We start from the raw sequence: 15971 nt of genomic DNA, 5'->3' as shown, positions 1-15971 counted from the left end.
GTGAGGAGATACTGCGATGACGACGTTCAACTCCGGGGCCCAACCCCAGAACCGTGCGCCACAATCCATCGGCTTTCTGTTGCTGGACAATTTCACGCTGATTTCCCTGGCATCCGCAGTCGAACCACTGCGCATGGCCAACCAGCTGTCCGGTCGCGAGCTGTATCGTTGGACCACTCTCACCGTCGATGGCGGGCAAGTCTGGGCCAGTGACGGTCTGCAAATCACCCCCGATGCCTCCATGCACAAAGCCCCGCCAATGGACACCGTGATTGTCTGCGGCGGTATCGGAATTCAACGCACGGTTACCCGCGAACACGTGTCTTGGCTGCAGAGCCAGGCGCGGCAGTCCCGTCGCCTGGGTGCGGTGTGCACCGGCAGCTGGGCCCTGGCGTGCGCCGGCCTGCTCGACGGTTTCGATTGCAGCGTGCACTGGGAATGCCTGGCGGCGATGCAGGAAGCGTTTCCGCGGGTGGCCATGAGTACTCGCCTGTTCACCCTCGACCGTAACCGTTTCACCAGCTCCGGCGGCACCGCGCCGCTGGACATGATGCTGCACCTGATCAGCCGCGATCACGGTCGTGAACTGTCGGCTGCGATCTCGGAGATGTTCGTCTACGAGCGCATCCGCAACGAACAGGATCACCAGCGCGTCCCGCTCAAGCACATGCTCGGCACCAACCAGCCGAAACTGCAGGAAATCGTCGCGCTGATGGAAGCCAACCTCGAAGAGCCGATCGACCTCGACGAACTGGCGGTGTACGTCGCCGTGTCCCGTCGTCAGCTGGAGCGGCTGTTCCAGAAGTACCTGCATTGCTCGCCTTCGCGGTACTACCTGAAGCTGCGCTTGATCCGCGCTCGGCAACTGCTCAAGCAAACGCCAATGTCGATCATCGAAGTGGCATCGGTTTGTGGCTTCGTGTCCACGCCGCACTTCTCCAAGTGCTACCGCGAGTACTTCGGCATTCCGCCACGCGACGAGCGCGTAGGTTCCAACACCACGCAGCAAGTGGCGATGATGCCGCTGCCACAGGCATTGGTGCTTTCACCGTTGTCCGGGCCGTTGTCGGCGCTGAGTCAGGCGCGTAATGAGTCGACGTTCGCCAGCGTAAGGCTCTAATAGCGAGTCGCTTCATTCGCGAGCAGGCTCGCTCCCACATTGACCGAGTTCCAACATTGGGATGCGGTCGAATGTGGGAGCGAGCCTGCTCGCGAAGGCGTTTTAGCGGGTGGTGTGGCTCTGTTGGTATTGCGCCAACGCTGGCAGCAATTGCTTGTCGATGGCCTGGCGCACAGCCGGCAGGATCGTCGCGCTGCTGGTGTACATCTCCTTGACCATCTTGCGAAGTTCATAGGCCCGAGCATCGTCCAGGCCCCTTACCGCGCATTCGCAAGCCTGTTCGGCCGTCGCGCCGCTCGGCACTTGAAAACCCAATGACTTGAGCTGGCCCAACAGGTCTTCCTGGTCTATCAAATCGGCGTGCATCATGACGCAAATCCTTCTTCTGGGAATGATGTCGTGGGTCGATTCTGGTAGTGGCACGCAGTGGCGGCAAGGGCGATTTGTCGTTATGGCAGCATTGACTATGAACAGGTCGTTTTCGGGCTATTTACCTGCGCTGAGAGTCGGCACACTGGACCCAGCTTGCTTCACGAGGGTTTGGTCACCTTCCCGCGGCAGCTCCTCAACAGTACCCTCTGCCTCGATCCTGTCACGGCTTGATCGGGGCTTTTTTTTGCCTGTGGTTTCTGTGTGGTCTGTACAGTCGCCTTCGCGAGCAGGCTCGTTCCCACATTTGATCTGCGTCATGCGCAAATCCCCTGTGGGAGCGGGCTTGCTCGCGAAGAACGATGACGCGGTTTAACGCTGTAGCACGAGGATGCGCGACAACAACTCATCCCGATCCACATAACACCCCTGGAAATGGCGGGCACCCGTGGCAGGGTCGAAGGCGTTGCGCGCGTGCAGGGTACGGCGATTGTCGAAGCACCAGAGTTCGCCGGGGTTGAGCCTTTGCATCAGCCTGAATCGAGGCTCGCGAGTCATCGCGATGAAACGGCGATAGGCGTGATAGAGCCTGGGCATCTGCTCCACCGATGCATCGAACGGCCCTCGCAGAAAGTTCGCCATGCGGATTTCCGAGACCCGCCCCAAGGTATCCAGCGCGATGATCGGCGCCAGGCAACGATAGTCACTGAGGCGGTCTTTATTGCGAAATTCCACGGGGATTTCGCACAGGCTTCGGAACGACTCGGGGTCCTCCTGGCGTAACGCCTCGGCGATGGCAAAACCGTCGACGAAAATACTCTCGCCACCCTCGGCATCGTTGACCAGGCAATGCAGGAACTGCAGCCCCGGTTGCAACTCGCGCGTCGGCAGGTCGCTGTGCAGCGGCAAGTTGAAAGCGGTGTAGGCGTTGCTGTCGGCGTCGGCCTTCGATTGCACATTGAACAGCACGCCGAAATTGCTCTCGCGGATGAAGGAAATGCGCTGGGCGACCAGCTTCAGCGAGCCAGGCTCGGTGGGTACGCCACGGACCTGGGTCAGGCCGGTGTCACGCACGGCCAGCAGCCATTGCAATAGCGCCTGGTTGTCGTTCATCAGTGCTTGATACTCGAACACCGGCAACTGCAAATCACTGTGCCAAAGCCTGGCCTTGGGCTTGCTTGCCAGGCGCTCGGCGCGGGACTCGTCGTCATAGGCGTGGGCCCGCAGCCAGCCAGGGTCGAAGCGGCTGAGGTGGCCATCCTGCCACTGCACGCTCAGGCAACCATCAGGGTCGACACTGGTTTGGACAGGCTTAAGGTTCTCCGGCACATCGACGATTTCCAGCACCTGTTCGCGCGTCACCGTGTAGACGCATTGCGGACACGGGCAATTGTCCCGCAGCCATGGGTGGTGGAAGGGACTGACGCGGTTGTCGGCCCACGTCACCAGGATACGATCGGCCATGGCCTGCACGCCTGTCAGCGCGCTGATCAGCGGATAAGTACGGAAGTCGGCAAAAGCGGCGGCAGTGTTCATGGGATCTCCTTGTTATTTTTTTGGCGGCAATGCGATCACTCGGCCGATGCAGGCGGGGGCGGGCAGGTCGCTCTGTTCGGCGACCATGGCTTGCAGCCGGCCCAGGGTCTGCTCGCTGAATGGCGTGGAGCGTGGTCCGGCGAGGTCGACGTGCAACAGCATTTGCTCGTTGCCCGCCAGCTCCTTGGCGTCGCCCACCAAGTGCAGGCTGTGGTAGAGGTGCAGGCGTTTATTGTCGTGGCCGATGATTTGTGTGTGCACCTCGACCTCGGCGTCGAGCTTCACTTCGTGCAGGTAGTTGAGGTGCAGTTCCAGGGTGAACAGCGAGTTGCCGCTGGCTTCGCGGTTGCTGCTGTCCATGCCGAGGCGGTCCATCAGGGCGTCGGTGGCGTAGCTGAAGATCAGCAGGTAGAACGCGTCGCGCAGGTGGCCGTTGTAGTCGACCCAATCGGGGATGATGCGGGTTTGATAGGTGGTTAGTGCGGGCATCTTGCTCTCCAGAGATGATCGTTCCCACGCTCTGCGTGGTAACGCCTCCTGTGACGCTCTGCGTCACGATCTTTTGGGACGCCGAGCGTCCCGGGCTGCATTCCCACGCAGAGCGTGGGAACGATCAGTGGTACGGGTTACTCGCTGAAACTCATCCCATGCTTCTCTTTGGTGGTCTTCACGGCTTCCAGCACCGCCAGCAGGCAATCATCACGATAGCGCTCCAGCGCCGAAATGCTGTGTGTGCCCAACTGATCGCTGGTGCCATCCACCACATCGTCGATCAGTTTTTCCGTCAGTTCCGGTGCCGGCAGGTAGGTCCACGGCAACTGCAGGGCGGGGCCGAACTGTGCCATGAAGTGGCGCATCCCGGCGTCGCCACCGGCCAGGGTATAGGTCAGGAATGTGCCCATGAACGACCAGCGCAGACCGGCGCCAAAACGAATCGCGTCGTCGATTTCGCCGGTCGTCGCCACACCGTCGTTAACCAGGTGCAGCGCCTCGCGCCACAGCGCTTCGAGCAAGCGGTCGGCGATGAATCCCGGCACTTCCTTGCGCACGTGCAGCGGGCGCATGCCAAGCGATTCGTAGACTTTCATTGCCGCCTGCACGGCTTCGGGGGCGGTATTCTTGCCACCGACCACTTCCACCAATGGCAACAGGTAAACCGGGTTGAACGGGTGGCCGACCACACAGCGCTCCGGGTGGGTCGAACTCTCGTAGAACTCGCTTGGCAACAGGCCGGAGGTGCTGGAGCCGATCAATGCATTGGGCTTGGCCGCGGCGCTGATCTTGCTGTGCAACTCCAGTTTCAGTTCCAGGCGCTCAGGAGCGCTTTCCTGGATGAAATCGGCGTCGCGCACGCATTCTTCGATGGTTGCGACAAAGCGCAGGCGATCCTGCGAGGCTCCGGGCGCCAGGCCTTGTTTCTCAAGGGCGCCCCAGGCATTGGCGACGCGTTTGCGCAGGGCGGCTTCGGCACCGGGGGCCGGGTCCCAGGCCACCACGTCGAGGCCGTGGGCGAGGGCGCGGGACACCCAGCCGCTGCCGATGACACCGCTGCCCAGTGCGGCGAAGGTTTTGATTTCGGTAATGAAGGTCATGGCAATTTCCTGAAGAATTCGATGATTCCCTTGTGGGGCAGACCCTTGCCACAAAAGCCCACACCCACAAGGGGAAAAGGGGGGGGGAGGATTAACCGCGCTGTTTCAGGCCCATTTTCTTGCGGCCCTCAGCAGGCGTGAGCACACGGGCACCGAGGCGGCTGAGGATTTCGCTGGCGCGTTCGACCAGTTGGCCATTGGTCGCCAGTACGCCCTTGTCCAGCCACAAGTTGTCTTCCAGCCCAACTCGCACGTTGCCACCCAGCAGCACGGCTTGCGCGGCCATCGGCATTTGCATGCGGCCGATGCCGAAACCGGCCCACACGGCGTCGGCCGGCAGGTTGTCGACCATGGCTTTCATGGTCGTGGTGTCAGCCGGCGCGCCCCACGGGATGCCCAGGCACAGTTGGAACAGCGGGTTGTCGAGCAGGCCTTCCTTGATCATCTGCTTGGCGAACCACAGGTGACCGGTGTCGAAGATCTCCAGCTCGGCCTTAACGCCCAGTTCCTGGATGCGTTTGGCGCCCGCACGCAGCTGTGCCGGAGTAGAGACGTAAATGGTGTCGCCATCGCCGAAGTTCAGGGTGCCGCAATCGAGGGTGCAGATTTCCGGCAGCAGTTCCTCGACATGGGCCAGACGAGTCAACGGGCCGACCAGGTCAGTGTTCGGGCCGAACTCCATCGGGTTCTCGCCTGCGCCGATTTCCAGGTCGCCGCCCATGCCGGCAGTGAGGTTGACGATGATGTCCACGTCGGCCTCGCGAATACGCTCCATCACTTCGCGGTACAGCGCCACGTCACGGCTGAACTTGCCGGTTTCGGGATCGCGAACGTGGCAGTGAACCACGGTAGCGCCGGCCTTGGCGGCCTCCACGGCTGCGGCTGCAATCTGTTTCGGGGTGACCGGCACATGTGGGCTCTTGGCGGTCGTGTCGCCAGCACCGGTGAGTGCGCAGGTGATGATGACGTCGTGGTTCATTTGGCGGTTTCCTTCAGGCGTGGTGGTCCCGTTCGCAGCCCGTTCGGGCCGCGAATCGGTGGTTCAATTGAGGGTTACTTGCTGGTCAGCTTGAGGTTTTCAGCCGCAGGCTTGCCGTCGAAGGTGGTCACGCCTTCCAGCCAGCGCTGCTTGTCTTGCGGGTGATCCTTCAGCCACTGTTTGGCGGACTCGAAGGCGTCCTTGTGATCCAGCAGCGGCTGCATCATCCGGCTTTCATCTTCGGCGGTGAACGTCAGGTTGCTCAGCAGGCGACCGATGTTCGGGCACTGCTCGGCGTAGGTCGGCGAGGTCACGGTCCAAACCGTGGCCATGCCTTCGTTAGGGCCGAGGGCGTCTTCACTGCCGGTGAGATAGGTCATCTGTACGTTGACGTTCATGGGGTGCGGTGCCCAGCCGAAGAACACCACGGCTTCCTTGCGGCGCACGGCGCGATCCACCGCCGCGAGCATGCCCGCCTCGCTGGATTCGACCAGTTGGAATTTGCCGAGGCCGAACTGATTCTTGGCAATCATCGCCTTGATCTGGGTGTTGGCGCCTGAGCCTGGCTCGATGCCGTAGATCTTGCCGCCCAGCTCTTTTTCGAACTTGGCGATGTCGGCGAAGGTCTTCAGGCCCTTGTCGGCGAGATAGGTCGGAACGGCGAGGGTGGCACGTGCGTCTTTCAAGTTGGGCGCTTCAAGCACCTTGACCTGATTGGCGTCGACGAACGGGGTGATGGTCTGGGTCATCAGCGGGTTCCAGTAACCCAGGAACAGGTCCAGGCGCTGATCGCGAATCCCGGCGAAGATGATTTGCTGGGAGGCGCTGGTTTGTTTGGTGCTGTAGCCGAGGCCGTCGAGCAATACCTGGGTCATCGCACTGGTGGCGATCACGTCGGTCCAGTTCACCACGCCCATGCGCACGTTCTGGCACGACGCCGGTTCGGCTGCCATGACACTGGCGCTCAGCAAAGCGGTACCACTGAGTGCAAGAACACAGCTGCTGATCAGTCGTTTCATTCTCAGGTTCCTCGGCAGTTTCATTATTGTGGGTCCGGTCGTCTGTGCGCCGGTGATGTCACGTTACGCAGCTAATCTGTCATGAAAGCGCACTGCGGCGACCGACTCTTGCACTGCAGCGACCTGTGCTCTTGAATGCCTTCTGCAAGTGGCGTATCAACGTCTTCACGCTACCCGTCGAACGAGTGCGCTCCATGTCCCAGGATTTCTATTTCTTGTTGATGCCGGGTTTCTCGGCGATTGGATTTATCTCGGCAATCGAGCCATTGCGGGTTGCCAATCGCTTTCGCGGCGAGCTCTATCGCTGGCATGTATTGAGCGCCGATGGTGGGGCGGTGCTGGCCAGTAACGGCATGTCGGTCAACGCCGACGCGGCGCTGGAGCCGTTGAAAAAAGGCGCGACGTTATGGGTGGTCGCCGGCTTCGAACCGCTGAAATTCGCCACCCCGGCGCTGGAGCACTGGCTGCGTCGCCTCGACAACGAAGGCGTGACGCTCGGCGCCATTGACACCGGCAGCTTCATTCTCGCTGAGGCAGGTTTGCTCGACGGCCATCGCCTGACCCTGCACTGGGAGGCCATCGACGCCTTCAAGGAGTCCTATCCGCAGCTCAGCGTCACCCAAGAGTTATTCGAGATCGACCGTCGACGCATCACCAGCGCTGGCGGGACCGCGTCGATCGATTTAATGCTGGATCTGATCGCCCAGTCCCATGGCCCGGAACTGGCAATCCAGGTCAGCGAGCAATTCGTGCTCGGGCGCATCCGTCCGCGTAAAGACCACCAGCGCATGGAAGTCGCGACGCGTTATGGCATCAGCAACAAGAAGCTTGTTCACGTGATTGGCGAGATGGAGCAGCACAGCGAGCCGCCGCTGAGTACGTTGGAATTGGCGGAATCGATCAAGGTCACCCGGCGTCAGCTGGAGCGCTTGTTTCGCCTGCACCTGAACGACACACCGAGCAATTTCTACCTGCGCCTGAGGCTGGAGAAAGCCCGGCAACTGCTGCGCCAGACCGATATGAGTGTGTTGGAGGTGAGTATTGCCTGCGGGTTTGAATCGCCGTCGTATTTCACCCGCAGTTATCGGGCGAAGTTCGAGCGGTGCCCGCGGGAGGATCGGCGTACCGCCAAAGCATAACCACCCCGAAAACCTGTGGGAGCGAGCCTGCTCGCGAAGAGTCCGGCACATTCAACATGGATGTTGACTGAACCGCCGCCTTCGCGAGCAGGCTCGCTCCCACAATGGGCAACTTATTTCTTCAGAAGTGCCGAGCAGGCTGCCTTGTACGCCTCATGCTGATACTTGTTCAGCGTCTCCGGCGGCTCAAAACCATGCTTCTTGGCCTGTGCATTGATCGTCTGCGGCGACAGCAGCGTCACCTCGCAATTCTCCAGCAACTGGAAAACGCCCTCGATCTTGAACGTGGTCGGCCCACCGGCAAACTCACCTTTCTTGCTGCGCTTCTTGATCACGATTCGATCTATCGAGTTCTCGCGAACAAAGGATGCGACCTGAGCGGCAAACACTTTGACATTGGCGGCTTCGTCGTCATCCTCCAGGGCGATTTTCTTGGTCGCAAGCGCGACATGGCTCAGCGTGGAACCGTCGAGAGCTGCCACGGCGATGATCGCTTCGCTGCCTTTGATTTCGATGCCGCAGACTTTCATGGTGAATCCCTTTTCTGGCTGAAGGCGTGAAGCTTACAGCTCCAGTTGAATAGCAGGCGTTACTCCTGCCCAATCGTCTCCAAAAACTCCGACCGCTCGTCACTCATCCGCGCCACGCAATCATTCTGCGCAATAGTGAATGCCTTGCTGCCGGCGGTGGCCGGGAAGGTTTCGATGGCGCAGTCGGCGTCGCGGGTTTTCAGCCATTGTTGCTGGGCGGCCTTGATCTTGGCGGTGATGTCGGCCAATTGCGACGGGTTCTTGCCGTAGAGCGACTGCATGCGTTCGTTCAGGCTTTTGTAGTTTTCGCTCAGCAAGTCTTCGGCGGTGGTTTTGCTGAAGGCGGAGCATTCCAGGGTCTGTACGTCGTTTTCGACTTTGTCGCAGGGGGTGTCTTCAGATTCCTCGGCGGCGTGTACGCCGGTCGCAATCAGTGCCAAGGCCAGGACGATGAATTTCATGTGGTTGCCGCTCCCATCCAGTGAAGCATCAAGAGATGTGGCGAATTCTGGCCCAAGCGGATTGCCTTGAACAGGTCGGCAATTGTGCCTTGCGACGACCCTTTGTCGCGGATTGACGCTTTCGGCAATTCCCCTGTCGTTTTTGCACCCGGCTACCAATGCACCGAGGCATATGCTGGCCCCAAAGCGCCGACAGACGATTCGGCGCATGAATCGCTAACAAGGGGACAGCCTGATGAGCCCAGCCGAATTGCACGCCGACAGCATCGTTATCGACGGGCTGATTATTGCCAAGTGGAACCGTGAACTGTTCGAAGACATGCGCAAGGGCGGTTTGACCGCAGCCAACTGCACCGTGTCGGTATGGGAGGGCTTCCAGGCCACCGTCAACAACATCGCCGCCAGCCAGAAGCTGATCCGCGAGAACAGCGACCTGGTGATTCCGGTGCGCACCACCGCCGACATCCGCAAGGCCAAGGAGCAGGGCAAGACCGGCATCCTCTTCGGTTTCCAGAATGCCCATGCGTTTGAAGACCAGATCGGCTATGTCGAAGTGTTCAAGCAGCTGGGCGTCGGTATTGTGCAGATGTGCTACAACACCCAGAACCTGGTCGGTACCGGTTGCTACGAGCGTGACGGCGGCCTGTCGGGCTTCGGTCGTGAAATCGTTGCCGAGATGAACCGCGTAGGCGTCATGTGCGACCTGTCCCACGTCGGTTCCAAGACGTCCGAAGAAGTCATCCTCGAATCGAAAAAGCCGGTGTGCTACTCCCACTGCCTGCCGTCTGGCCTCAAGGAGCACCCGCGCAACAAGTCCGATGAAGAACTGAAGTTCATTGCCGACCACGGCGGTTTCGTCGGTGTGACCATGTTCGCGCCATTCCTGGCCAAGGGCATCGATTCGACCATCGACGACTACGCCGAAGCCATCGAATACACCCTGAACATCGTCGGTGAAGATTCGATCGGTATCGGCACCGACTTCACCCAGGGTCACGGCCAGGACTTCTTCGAGTACCTGACCCACGACAAGGGCTATGCCCGCCGCCTGACCAGCTTCGGCAAGATCATCAACCCGCTGGGCATCCGCACCGTCGGCGAGTTCCCGAACCTCACCGAAACCCTGCTAAAGCGCGGCCATTCCGAGCGCGTAGTGCGCAAGATCATGGGCGAGAACTGGGTGAACGTCTTGAAAGATGTCTGGGGCGAATAAGCCACCGCTCTTCTGAATCCTTTCCTGCGGCCGTCCGCGCCGCAGGCAACAACAAAATTTTTCTGGAGTTAAGTTTCCATGGCCAAGATCGCCCCGCAATTGCCTATCGAAGTCGACAGCGAAACCGGTGTCTGGACGTCCGACGCCCTGCCGATGCTGTATGTGCCCCGTCATTTCTTCGTCAACAACCACATGGGCATCGAGGAAGTGCTGGGCGCCGAAGCTTACGCCGAGATTCTCTACAAGGCCGGCTACAAGTCCGCCTGGCACTGGTGTGAAAAAGAAGCCGAATGCCATGGCCTGGAAGGCGTTGCGGTGTTCGAGCACTACATGAAGCGCCTGTCGCAGCGCGGCTGGGGCCTGTTCAAGATCCAGGACATCGACCTCGACAAAGGCACCTGCAGCGTCAAGCTTGAACACTCGGCATTCGTCTACGTGTACGGCAAGGTCGGGCGCAAGGTCGACTACATGTTCACCGGTTGGTTTGCCGGCGCGATGGACCAGATCCTCGCCGCTCGTGGCAGCAAGATCCGCACCGTGGCCGAACAAGTCTACGGTGGCTCCGAAGAGGGCCACGAAGACGGCTTGTTCACCGTCAAGCCGTTGTAAGTCGAGGAACCCGCCATGGCTTTCGAAGCAATGTTCCAGCCGATCCAGATCGGCAAACTGACCATCCGTAACCGCGTGCTCAGCACTGCACACGCCGAGGTCTATGCGACCGACGGCGGCATGACCACCGACCGGTACGTCAAGTATTACGAAGAGAAGGCCAAGGGCGGGATCGGCCTGGCGATCTGTGGCGGTTCGTCCGTCGTCGCCATCGACAGCCCGCAGGAGTGGTGGAGCTCGGTGAACCTGTCCACCGACCGCATCATCCCGCACTTCCAGAATCTTGCGGACGCCATGCACAAGCACGGCGCCAAGATCATGATCCAGATTACCCACATGGGCCGTCGCTCGCGTTGGGACGGCTTCAACTGGCCGACGCTGATGTCGCCGTCCGGCGTACGCGAGCCGGTGCACCGCGCCACCTGCAAGACCATCGAGCCGGAAGAAATCTGGCGGGTGATCGGCAACTACGCGCAAGCTGCGCGTCGCGCCAAGGCCGGTGGCCTGGACGGCGTGGAATTGTCGGCGGTGCACCAGCACATGATCGACCAGTTCTGGAGCCCGCGGGTCAACAAGCGTACCGACGAATGGGGTGGCACCTTCGAAGGCCGCATGAAATTCGGCCTGGAAGTGTTGAAAGCGGTGCGCGCGGAGGTCGGTGACGATTTCTGCGTGGGCATGCGTATCTGCGGTGACGAGTTCCACCCGGATGGCCTGTCCCATGAAGACATGAAGCAGATCGCCAAGTATTACGACGACACCGGCATGCTCGATTTCATCGGCGTCGTGGGCTCGGGTTGCGACACCCACAACACCCTGGCCAACGTGATTCCGAACATGAGTTATCCACCGGAGCCGTTCCTGCATTTGGCCGCCGGTATCAAGGAAGTGGTCAAGGTTCCGGTGCTGCATGCGCAGAACATCAAGGACCCGAACCAGGCCACCCGTATCCTGGAAGGCGGTTACGTCGACATGGTCGGCATGACCCGCGCGCACATTGCCGACCCGCACCTGATCGCCAAGATCAAGATGGGCCAGATCGACCAGATCAAGCAGTGTGTCGGTGCCAACTACTGCATCGACCGCCAGTACCAGGGCCTGGACGTGCTGTGCATCCAGAACGCCGCGACTTCCCGTGAATACATGGGTCTGCCGCACATCATCGAAAAAACCACCGGCGTTAAACGCAAAGTGGTGGTGGTCGGTGCCGGTCCTGCCGGGATGGAAGCCGCTCGTGTGGCTGCCGAGCGCGGCCACGACGTAACCCTGTTCGAGAAAAAGGACTTTATCGGTGGCCAGATCACCACGGCGTCGAAAGCGCCGCAGCGTGACCAGATCGCCGGTATCACCCGCTGGTATCAGCTGGAGCTGGCACGGTTGAAAGTCGACCTGCGCCTGGGCACCGCGGCGGATGCGCCGACCATCATGGACCTGCGTCCGGATGTGGTGGTGCTGGCCGTCGGCGGTCATCCGTTCATCGAGCAGAACGAGCACTGGGGCGCGGCTGAAGGCCTGGTGGTCAGCAGCTGGGACATTCTCGACGGCAAGGTTGCACCCGCCAAGAACGTGCTGGTCTACGACACCATTTGCGAATTCACCGGCATGTCGACTGCCGACTTCCTCGCCGACAAGGGCAGCCAGGTCGAGATCGTCACCGACGACATCAAGCCAGGCGTGGCCATTGGCGGTACGTCGTTCCCGACCTACTACCGCAGCATGTATCCGAAAGAAGTGATCATGACTGGCGACATGATGCTGGAGAAGGTCTACCGCGAAGGCGACAAGCTGATAGCGGTGCTGGAAAACGAATACACCGGCGCCAAAGAGGAGCGGGTGGTGGACCAGGTGGTCATCGAGAACGGCGTGCGTCCGGACGAGGAGATCTACTACGCGATGAAGGAAGGCTCGCGCAACAAAGGCCAGATCGACGTCGAAGCCTTGTTCGCGATCAAGCCGCAGCCATGCCTGGAACAGAGCGGCGACGGCTACCTGCTGTTCCGCATCGGCGACTGTGTGGCCCAGCGTAACGTGCATGCGGCGATCTATGACGCGCTGCGGCTGTGCAAGGACTTCTAACGGGTTGCAGTAAACCCTGTGGGAGCGAGCCTGCTCGCGAATGCTATCTGTCTGCCGACATCGATGTCGACTGACCCACCGCTTTCGCGAGCAGGCTCGCTCCCACAGACGTCGCCGACCGAGATTCTCCAAGTTGTACTGGCGGGAGCTCCACCATGTTGAACACCCTTCTTCCAATCCTGTTGTTCGCTGCCCTGGGCCTCGCGGTTCTGGGCGCGTTGCGGCGGGTAGCCATGTGGCGCCGAGGCCGGGCCTCGAAGGTCGATCTGATCGGCGGCCTGTTCGCCATGCCCAAGCGCTACATGGTCGATCTGCACCATGTAGTGGCGCGGGACAAATACATTGCCAACACCCACGTCGCGACGGCCGGCGGCGCAGTGGCGTCCATCGTGCTGGCAATTCTGGTGCATGGTTTCGGATTGCATAACCGCTTCCTCGGTTATGCATTGTTGTTGATGTCGGCGGTGATGTTCGTCGGTGCGGTCTTTGTTTACCTGCGTCGGCGCAATCCACCTGCGCGCCTGTCGAAAGGTCCGTGGATGCGCCTGCCGAAAAGCCTGATGGCATTTTCGGTGTCGTTCTTCCTCGTGACCCTGCCGGTGGCCGGTATCCTGCCGGAAAACTTCGGCGGCTGGCTGTTGGCGGTGATCCTCGGGATTGGCGTGCTGTGGGGCGTGTCCGAGCTGTTCTTCGGCATGACCTGGGGCGGGCCGATGAAGCATGCCTTCGCCGGTGCCCTGCACCTGGCCTGGCACCGTCGTGCCGAGCGCTTTGGCGGCGGTCGTTCCACCGGTCTGAAACCCTTGGATCTGAACGACCCAAGCGCGCCACTGGGCGTGGAAAAACCCAAGGATTTCACCTGGAACCAGTTGCTCGGCTTCGACGCCTGCGTGCAGTGCGGTAAATGCGAAGCCGCGTGCCCGGCCTTCGCCGCCGGCCAGCCGTTGAACCCGAAAAAATTGATCCAGGACATGGTCGTCGGCCTGGCTGGCGGCACCGATGCCAAATTTGCCGGCAGTCCGTATCCGGGCAAGCCAATCGGTGAACACGCCGGTAATCCGCATCAACCGATCGTCAACGGTCTGGTGGACGCCGAAACCCTGTGGTCGTGCACCACCTGCCGCGCCTGTGTCGAGGAATGCCCGATGATGATCGAGCACGTCGATGCCATCGTCGACATGCGTCGCCATCTGACCCTGGAAAAAGGCGCTACCCCGAACAAGGGTGCCGAAGTCCTGGAAAACCTGATCGCCACCGATAACCCGGGCGGTTTTGCGCCAGGCGGGCGGATGAACTGGGCGGCGGACTTGAACCTCAATCTGCTCAGCGAAAAGAAATCCACCGACGTGCTGTTCTGGGTGGGCGATGGCGCCTTCGACATGCGCAACCAGCGCACCTTGCGTGCGTTCGTCAAAGTGCTGAAAGCGGCAAAAATCGACTTCGCCGTGCTTGGCCTCGAAGAGCGCGACAGCGGTGACGTGGCTCGCCGCCTGGGCGACGAGGCAACCTTCCAGTTGCTGGCCAAGCGCAACATCCAGACCTTGGCCAAGTACAGCTTCAACCGCATCGTCACCTGCGATCCGCACAGCTTCCACGTGCTGAAAAACGAATACGGCGCTTTCGATGGAAACTACCTGGTGCAGCACCACAGCACCTACATGGCGGAAATCATCGACGCCGGCGCGCTGAACCTTGGCCAGCACAAGGGCGACAGCGTGACCTATCACGATCCGTGCTACCTCGGCCGCTACAACGGCGAGTACGAAGCGCCGCGCCAGGTTCTGCGCGCGCTCGGCATCGAGGTCAAGGAAATGCAACGCTCCGGTTTCCGCTCGCGCTGCTGCGGCGGTGGCGGCGGTGCGCCGATCACCGACATTCCGGGCAAGCAGCGTATCCCCGACATGCGCATGGAAGACATCCGCGAGACGGGCGCCGAACTGGTGGCCGTGGGCTGCCCGCAGTGCACCGCGATGCTTGAAGGTGTGGTCGAACCACGACCGTTGATCAAGGACATTGCCGAACTGGTGGCCGACGCGCTCCTGGAGGATCAGGCCCCAAAGTCGGCTACGCCGGCCAAACGTGAACCCGCGGAGGTGCACTGATGAGCGACATTATCCGCCGCGACCCCCGTGCCGAATGGATCGCCCGTAACCGTTTGCACCCTCTGCACGCCGCCATGCAACCGGCGCAGCACAGTTGGATGGGGCCTAACGGCGTCATTCGCAAGAACCCGCACGGCATCGGTTTCATCGGCCCTAACGGCATCAAGCGAATCGACCGTAGCGGCGCTCAGCAGGGCGGGACGACGAAACGTTCGGCCGCCGTTGAAGTGCAATTACCGCTGCATCAAGTCCCTGCGCCGGCATTCTTCATCTGCGTGGTGCCGGACATGGTCGGCGGCCGCTTGAGCAGTCACGACCGAGATCTGCTGGGACTGGCCCATCAACTGGCCGGCAGCGACGGCGCGGTGTTGGCGGTGGTCTTTGGCGAACACAAGGAAAACGCGTTTTCCACAGCCGGCGTCGATCGCCTGCTGGTGCTGGAAGGCGAAGAGTTCAGTGGTTATGCACCGGAACAACGTGTCCAGGGCCTGCGGGCTGTGGATAACCAGTTCAACCCACGTCACTGGCTGCTGCCGGACAGTCGCAGCGGCGGTGGCGAATTGGGTCGGCGCTTTGCCGCTGCCTTGGGCGAACGCCCGGCCACGCGGGTTTGGCAGGTCAAGGATCAGGAGTGCATTGGTCGCGCCGGTGCCGGTTTGCAAGATCTGGCGCGTCCGGTTGCACGGTTGATGCTGGCCGCCGTCGAATGCGCCGAGCCGGTCAGCGAAACCCGTCACGAAGTTTTGCCGGTGGAGTTATCCACAGCCGTCGCCCGCAGTCTCTCGCGCATCGAGGATCTGGGGGCGGTGGCGGTGGACCCGGCGGCGATTCCCATGGCCGAAGCCGAATTCATCTTCTCCGGCGGCAACGGGGTCAAGGATTGGGACTTGTTCCACCAGACCGCCGCAGCCCTTGGCGCCACCGAAGGCGCGTCGCGGGTGGCGGTGGACGATGGTTTCATGGCGCGCGACCGTCAGGTCGGCGCGTCCGGCACCTGGGTCACCGCGAGGGTCTATGTGGCGGTGGGGATTTCCGGGGCAATCCAGCACCTGCAGGGCATCGGTGCCTGCGACAAGGTGGTGGCGATCAACCTCGACCCGGGTTGCGACATGATCAAACGGGCCGACCTGTCGGTAATCGGCGAAAGTGCGGAGATTCTTCGGGCCTTGATCGCGGCGGTAGAAGCCTACCGCAACGACGCCAAGCGCGATGCGGCTTAAGGGAAG

The 15971-nt window shown here is 61.1% G+C and carries 15 protein-coding genes; 7 read left to right on the top strand and 8 right to left on the bottom strand.

The features are described from left to right. Positions 1-16 precede the first annotated feature (16 nt). Positions 17-1120, top strand: a complete 1104-nt coding sequence (locus tag PG5_RS05415; protein ID WP_007975492.1) for a GlxA family transcriptional regulator — start codon at positions 17-19, stop codon at positions 1118-1120. Positions 1121-1222: 102 nt separating this feature from the next. Here the strand turns inward: PG5_RS05415 and PG5_RS05410 are convergent, their stop codons facing one another. The 6 genes from PG5_RS05410 to PG5_RS05385 form a co-directional block, all read right to left on the bottom strand. Next, positions 1223-1489: a hypothetical protein gene (locus PG5_RS05410; protein WP_020796085.1), complete on the bottom strand. Its 267-nt coding sequence runs from the start codon at positions 1487-1489 to the stop codon at positions 1223-1225. 372 nt (positions 1490-1861) lie between these two features. Next, complete coding sequence (locus PG5_RS05405) at positions 1862-3025, bottom strand: gamma-butyrobetaine dioxygenase (RefSeq protein WP_020796083.1); 1164 nt, start codon at positions 3023-3025, stop codon at positions 1862-1864. 12 nt (positions 3026-3037) lie between these two features. Further along, a complete protein-coding gene (locus tag PG5_RS05400) occupies positions 3038-3514 on the bottom strand; it encodes a thioesterase family protein (RefSeq protein WP_020796082.1) in 477 nt (158 codons plus the stop codon). A gap of 137 nt (positions 3515-3651) precedes the next feature. Further along, positions 3652-4617 (bottom strand): L-carnitine dehydrogenase, encoded by a 966-nt coding sequence (locus PG5_RS05395; protein WP_020796081.1) that lies wholly within the window; start codon positions 4615-4617, stop codon positions 3652-3654. 91 nt (positions 4618-4708) lie between these two features. Continuing rightward, a complete protein-coding gene (locus PG5_RS05390; RefSeq protein WP_020796079.1) occupies positions 4709-5596 on the bottom strand; it encodes a 3-keto-5-aminohexanoate cleavage protein in 888 nt (295 codons plus the stop codon). Between the two features lie 74 nt (positions 5597-5670). After that, positions 5671-6615 (bottom strand): choline ABC transporter substrate-binding protein, encoded by a 945-nt coding sequence (locus tag PG5_RS05385; RefSeq protein ID WP_020796078.1) that lies wholly within the window; start codon positions 6613-6615, stop codon positions 5671-5673. A gap of 194 nt (positions 6616-6809) precedes the next feature. On the opposite strand from PG5_RS05385, the gene PG5_RS05380 reads away from it, so the two are divergent. Continuing rightward, a complete protein-coding gene (locus tag PG5_RS05380) occupies positions 6810-7754 on the top strand; it encodes a GlxA family transcriptional regulator (protein ID WP_020796077.1) in 945 nt (314 codons plus the stop codon). 113 nt (positions 7755-7867) lie between these two features. Here PG5_RS05380 and PG5_RS05375 read toward each other — a convergent pair whose 3' ends face one another. Next, a complete protein-coding gene (locus tag PG5_RS05375; RefSeq protein WP_020796076.1) occupies positions 7868-8284 on the bottom strand; it encodes a DUF3010 family protein in 417 nt (138 codons plus the stop codon). A gap of 59 nt (positions 8285-8343) precedes the next feature. Next, entirely contained in the window at positions 8344-8745 is a 402-nt protein-coding gene (locus PG5_RS05370) for a lysozyme inhibitor LprI family protein (protein WP_020796075.1), read from the bottom strand. A 235-nt stretch (positions 8746-8980) separates the two neighbouring features. Here PG5_RS05370 and PG5_RS05365 point away from each other — a divergent pair, with 235 nt between their 5' ends. The 5 genes from PG5_RS05365 to PG5_RS05345 all read left to right on the top strand — a co-directional run bounded on the left by PG5_RS05365 (position 8981) and on the right by PG5_RS05345 (position 15965). After that, positions 8981-9958, top strand: coding sequence for a dipeptidase (locus PG5_RS05365; protein WP_008019494.1), 978 nt, complete (start codon positions 8981-8983; stop codon positions 9956-9958). Positions 9959-10036: 78 nt separating this feature from the next. Further along, complete coding sequence (locus PG5_RS05360) at positions 10037-10567, top strand: DUF5943 domain-containing protein (RefSeq protein WP_020796073.1); 531 nt, start codon at positions 10037-10039, stop codon at positions 10565-10567. A 15-nt stretch (positions 10568-10582) separates the two neighbouring features. Then, the gene (dgcA, locus tag PG5_RS05355; protein WP_020796072.1) at positions 10583-12643 is read left to right on the top strand and encodes a dimethylglycine demethylation protein DgcA; all 2061 of its coding nucleotides are present in this window, start codon (positions 10583-10585) and stop codon (positions 12641-12643) included. Between the two features lie 155 nt (positions 12644-12798). Next, positions 12799-14745, top strand: a complete 1947-nt coding sequence (gene dgcB, locus PG5_RS05350; protein ID WP_020796071.1) for a dimethylglycine demethylation protein DgcB — start codon at positions 12799-12801, stop codon at positions 14743-14745. Then, positions 14745-15965 (top strand): electron transfer flavoprotein subunit alpha/FixB family protein, encoded by a 1221-nt coding sequence (locus PG5_RS05345; protein WP_020796070.1) that lies wholly within the window; start codon positions 14745-14747, stop codon positions 15963-15965. The genes dgcB and PG5_RS05345 overlap by 1 nt, the downstream gene beginning before the upstream one ends. Positions 15966-15971: the final 6 nt, after the last annotated feature.

Source organism: Pseudomonas sp. G5(2012) (assembly GCF_000408945.1).
Classification (GTDB): domain Bacteria; phylum Pseudomonadota; class Gammaproteobacteria; order Pseudomonadales; family Pseudomonadaceae; genus Aquipseudomonas; species Aquipseudomonas umsongensis.
This window is presented reverse-complemented; position numbering and strand designations above follow the sequence as displayed.

Bases quoted from the DNA above. Each gene is read 5' to 3' on its own strand.
- PG5_RS05375 (WP_020796076.1), bottom strand. From the start codon at position 8,284: ATGAAAGTCTGCGGCATCGAAATCAAAGGCAGCGAAGCGATCATCGCC.
- PG5_RS05405 (WP_020796083.1), bottom strand. From the start codon at position 3,025: ATGAACACTGCCGCCGCTTTTGCCGACTTCCGTACTTATCCGCTGATC.
- PG5_RS05395 (WP_020796081.1), bottom strand. From the start codon at position 4,617: ATGACCTTCATTACCGAAATCAAAACCTTCGCCGCACTGGGCAGCGGT.
- PG5_RS05380 (WP_020796077.1), top strand. From the start codon at position 6,810: ATGTCCCAGGATTTCTATTTCTTGTTGATGCCGGGTTTCTCGGCGATT.
- PG5_RS05360 (WP_020796073.1), top strand. From the start codon at position 10,037: ATGGCCAAGATCGCCCCGCAATTGCCTATCGAAGTCGACAGCGAAACC.
- PG5_RS05370 (WP_020796075.1), bottom strand. From the start codon at position 8,745: ATGAAATTCATCGTCCTGGCCTTGGCACTGATTGCGACCGGCGTACAC.
- PG5_RS05365 (WP_008019494.1), top strand. From the start codon at position 8,981: ATGAGCCCAGCCGAATTGCACGCCGACAGCATCGTTATCGACGGGCTG.
- dgcA (WP_020796072.1), top strand. From the start codon at position 10,583: ATGGCTTTCGAAGCAATGTTCCAGCCGATCCAGATCGGCAAACTGACC.
- PG5_RS05415 (WP_007975492.1), top strand. From the start codon at position 17: ATGACGACGTTCAACTCCGGGGCCCAACCCCAGAACCGTGCGCCACAA.
- PG5_RS05400 (WP_020796082.1), bottom strand. From the start codon at position 3,514: ATGCCCGCACTAACCACCTATCAAACCCGCATCATCCCCGATTGGGTC.
- PG5_RS05385 (WP_020796078.1), bottom strand. From the start codon at position 6,615: ATGAAACGACTGATCAGCAGCTGTGTTCTTGCACTCAGTGGTACCGCT.
- PG5_RS05390 (WP_020796079.1), bottom strand. From the start codon at position 5,596: ATGAACCACGACGTCATCATCACCTGCGCACTCACCGGTGCTGGCGAC.
- dgcB (WP_020796071.1), top strand. From the start codon at position 12,799: ATGTTGAACACCCTTCTTCCAATCCTGTTGTTCGCTGCCCTGGGCCTC.
- PG5_RS05345 (WP_020796070.1), top strand. From the start codon at position 14,745: ATGAGCGACATTATCCGCCGCGACCCCCGTGCCGAATGGATCGCCCGT.
- PG5_RS05410 (WP_020796085.1), bottom strand. From the start codon at position 1,489: ATGATGCACGCCGATTTGATAGACCAGGAAGACCTGTTGGGCCAGCTC.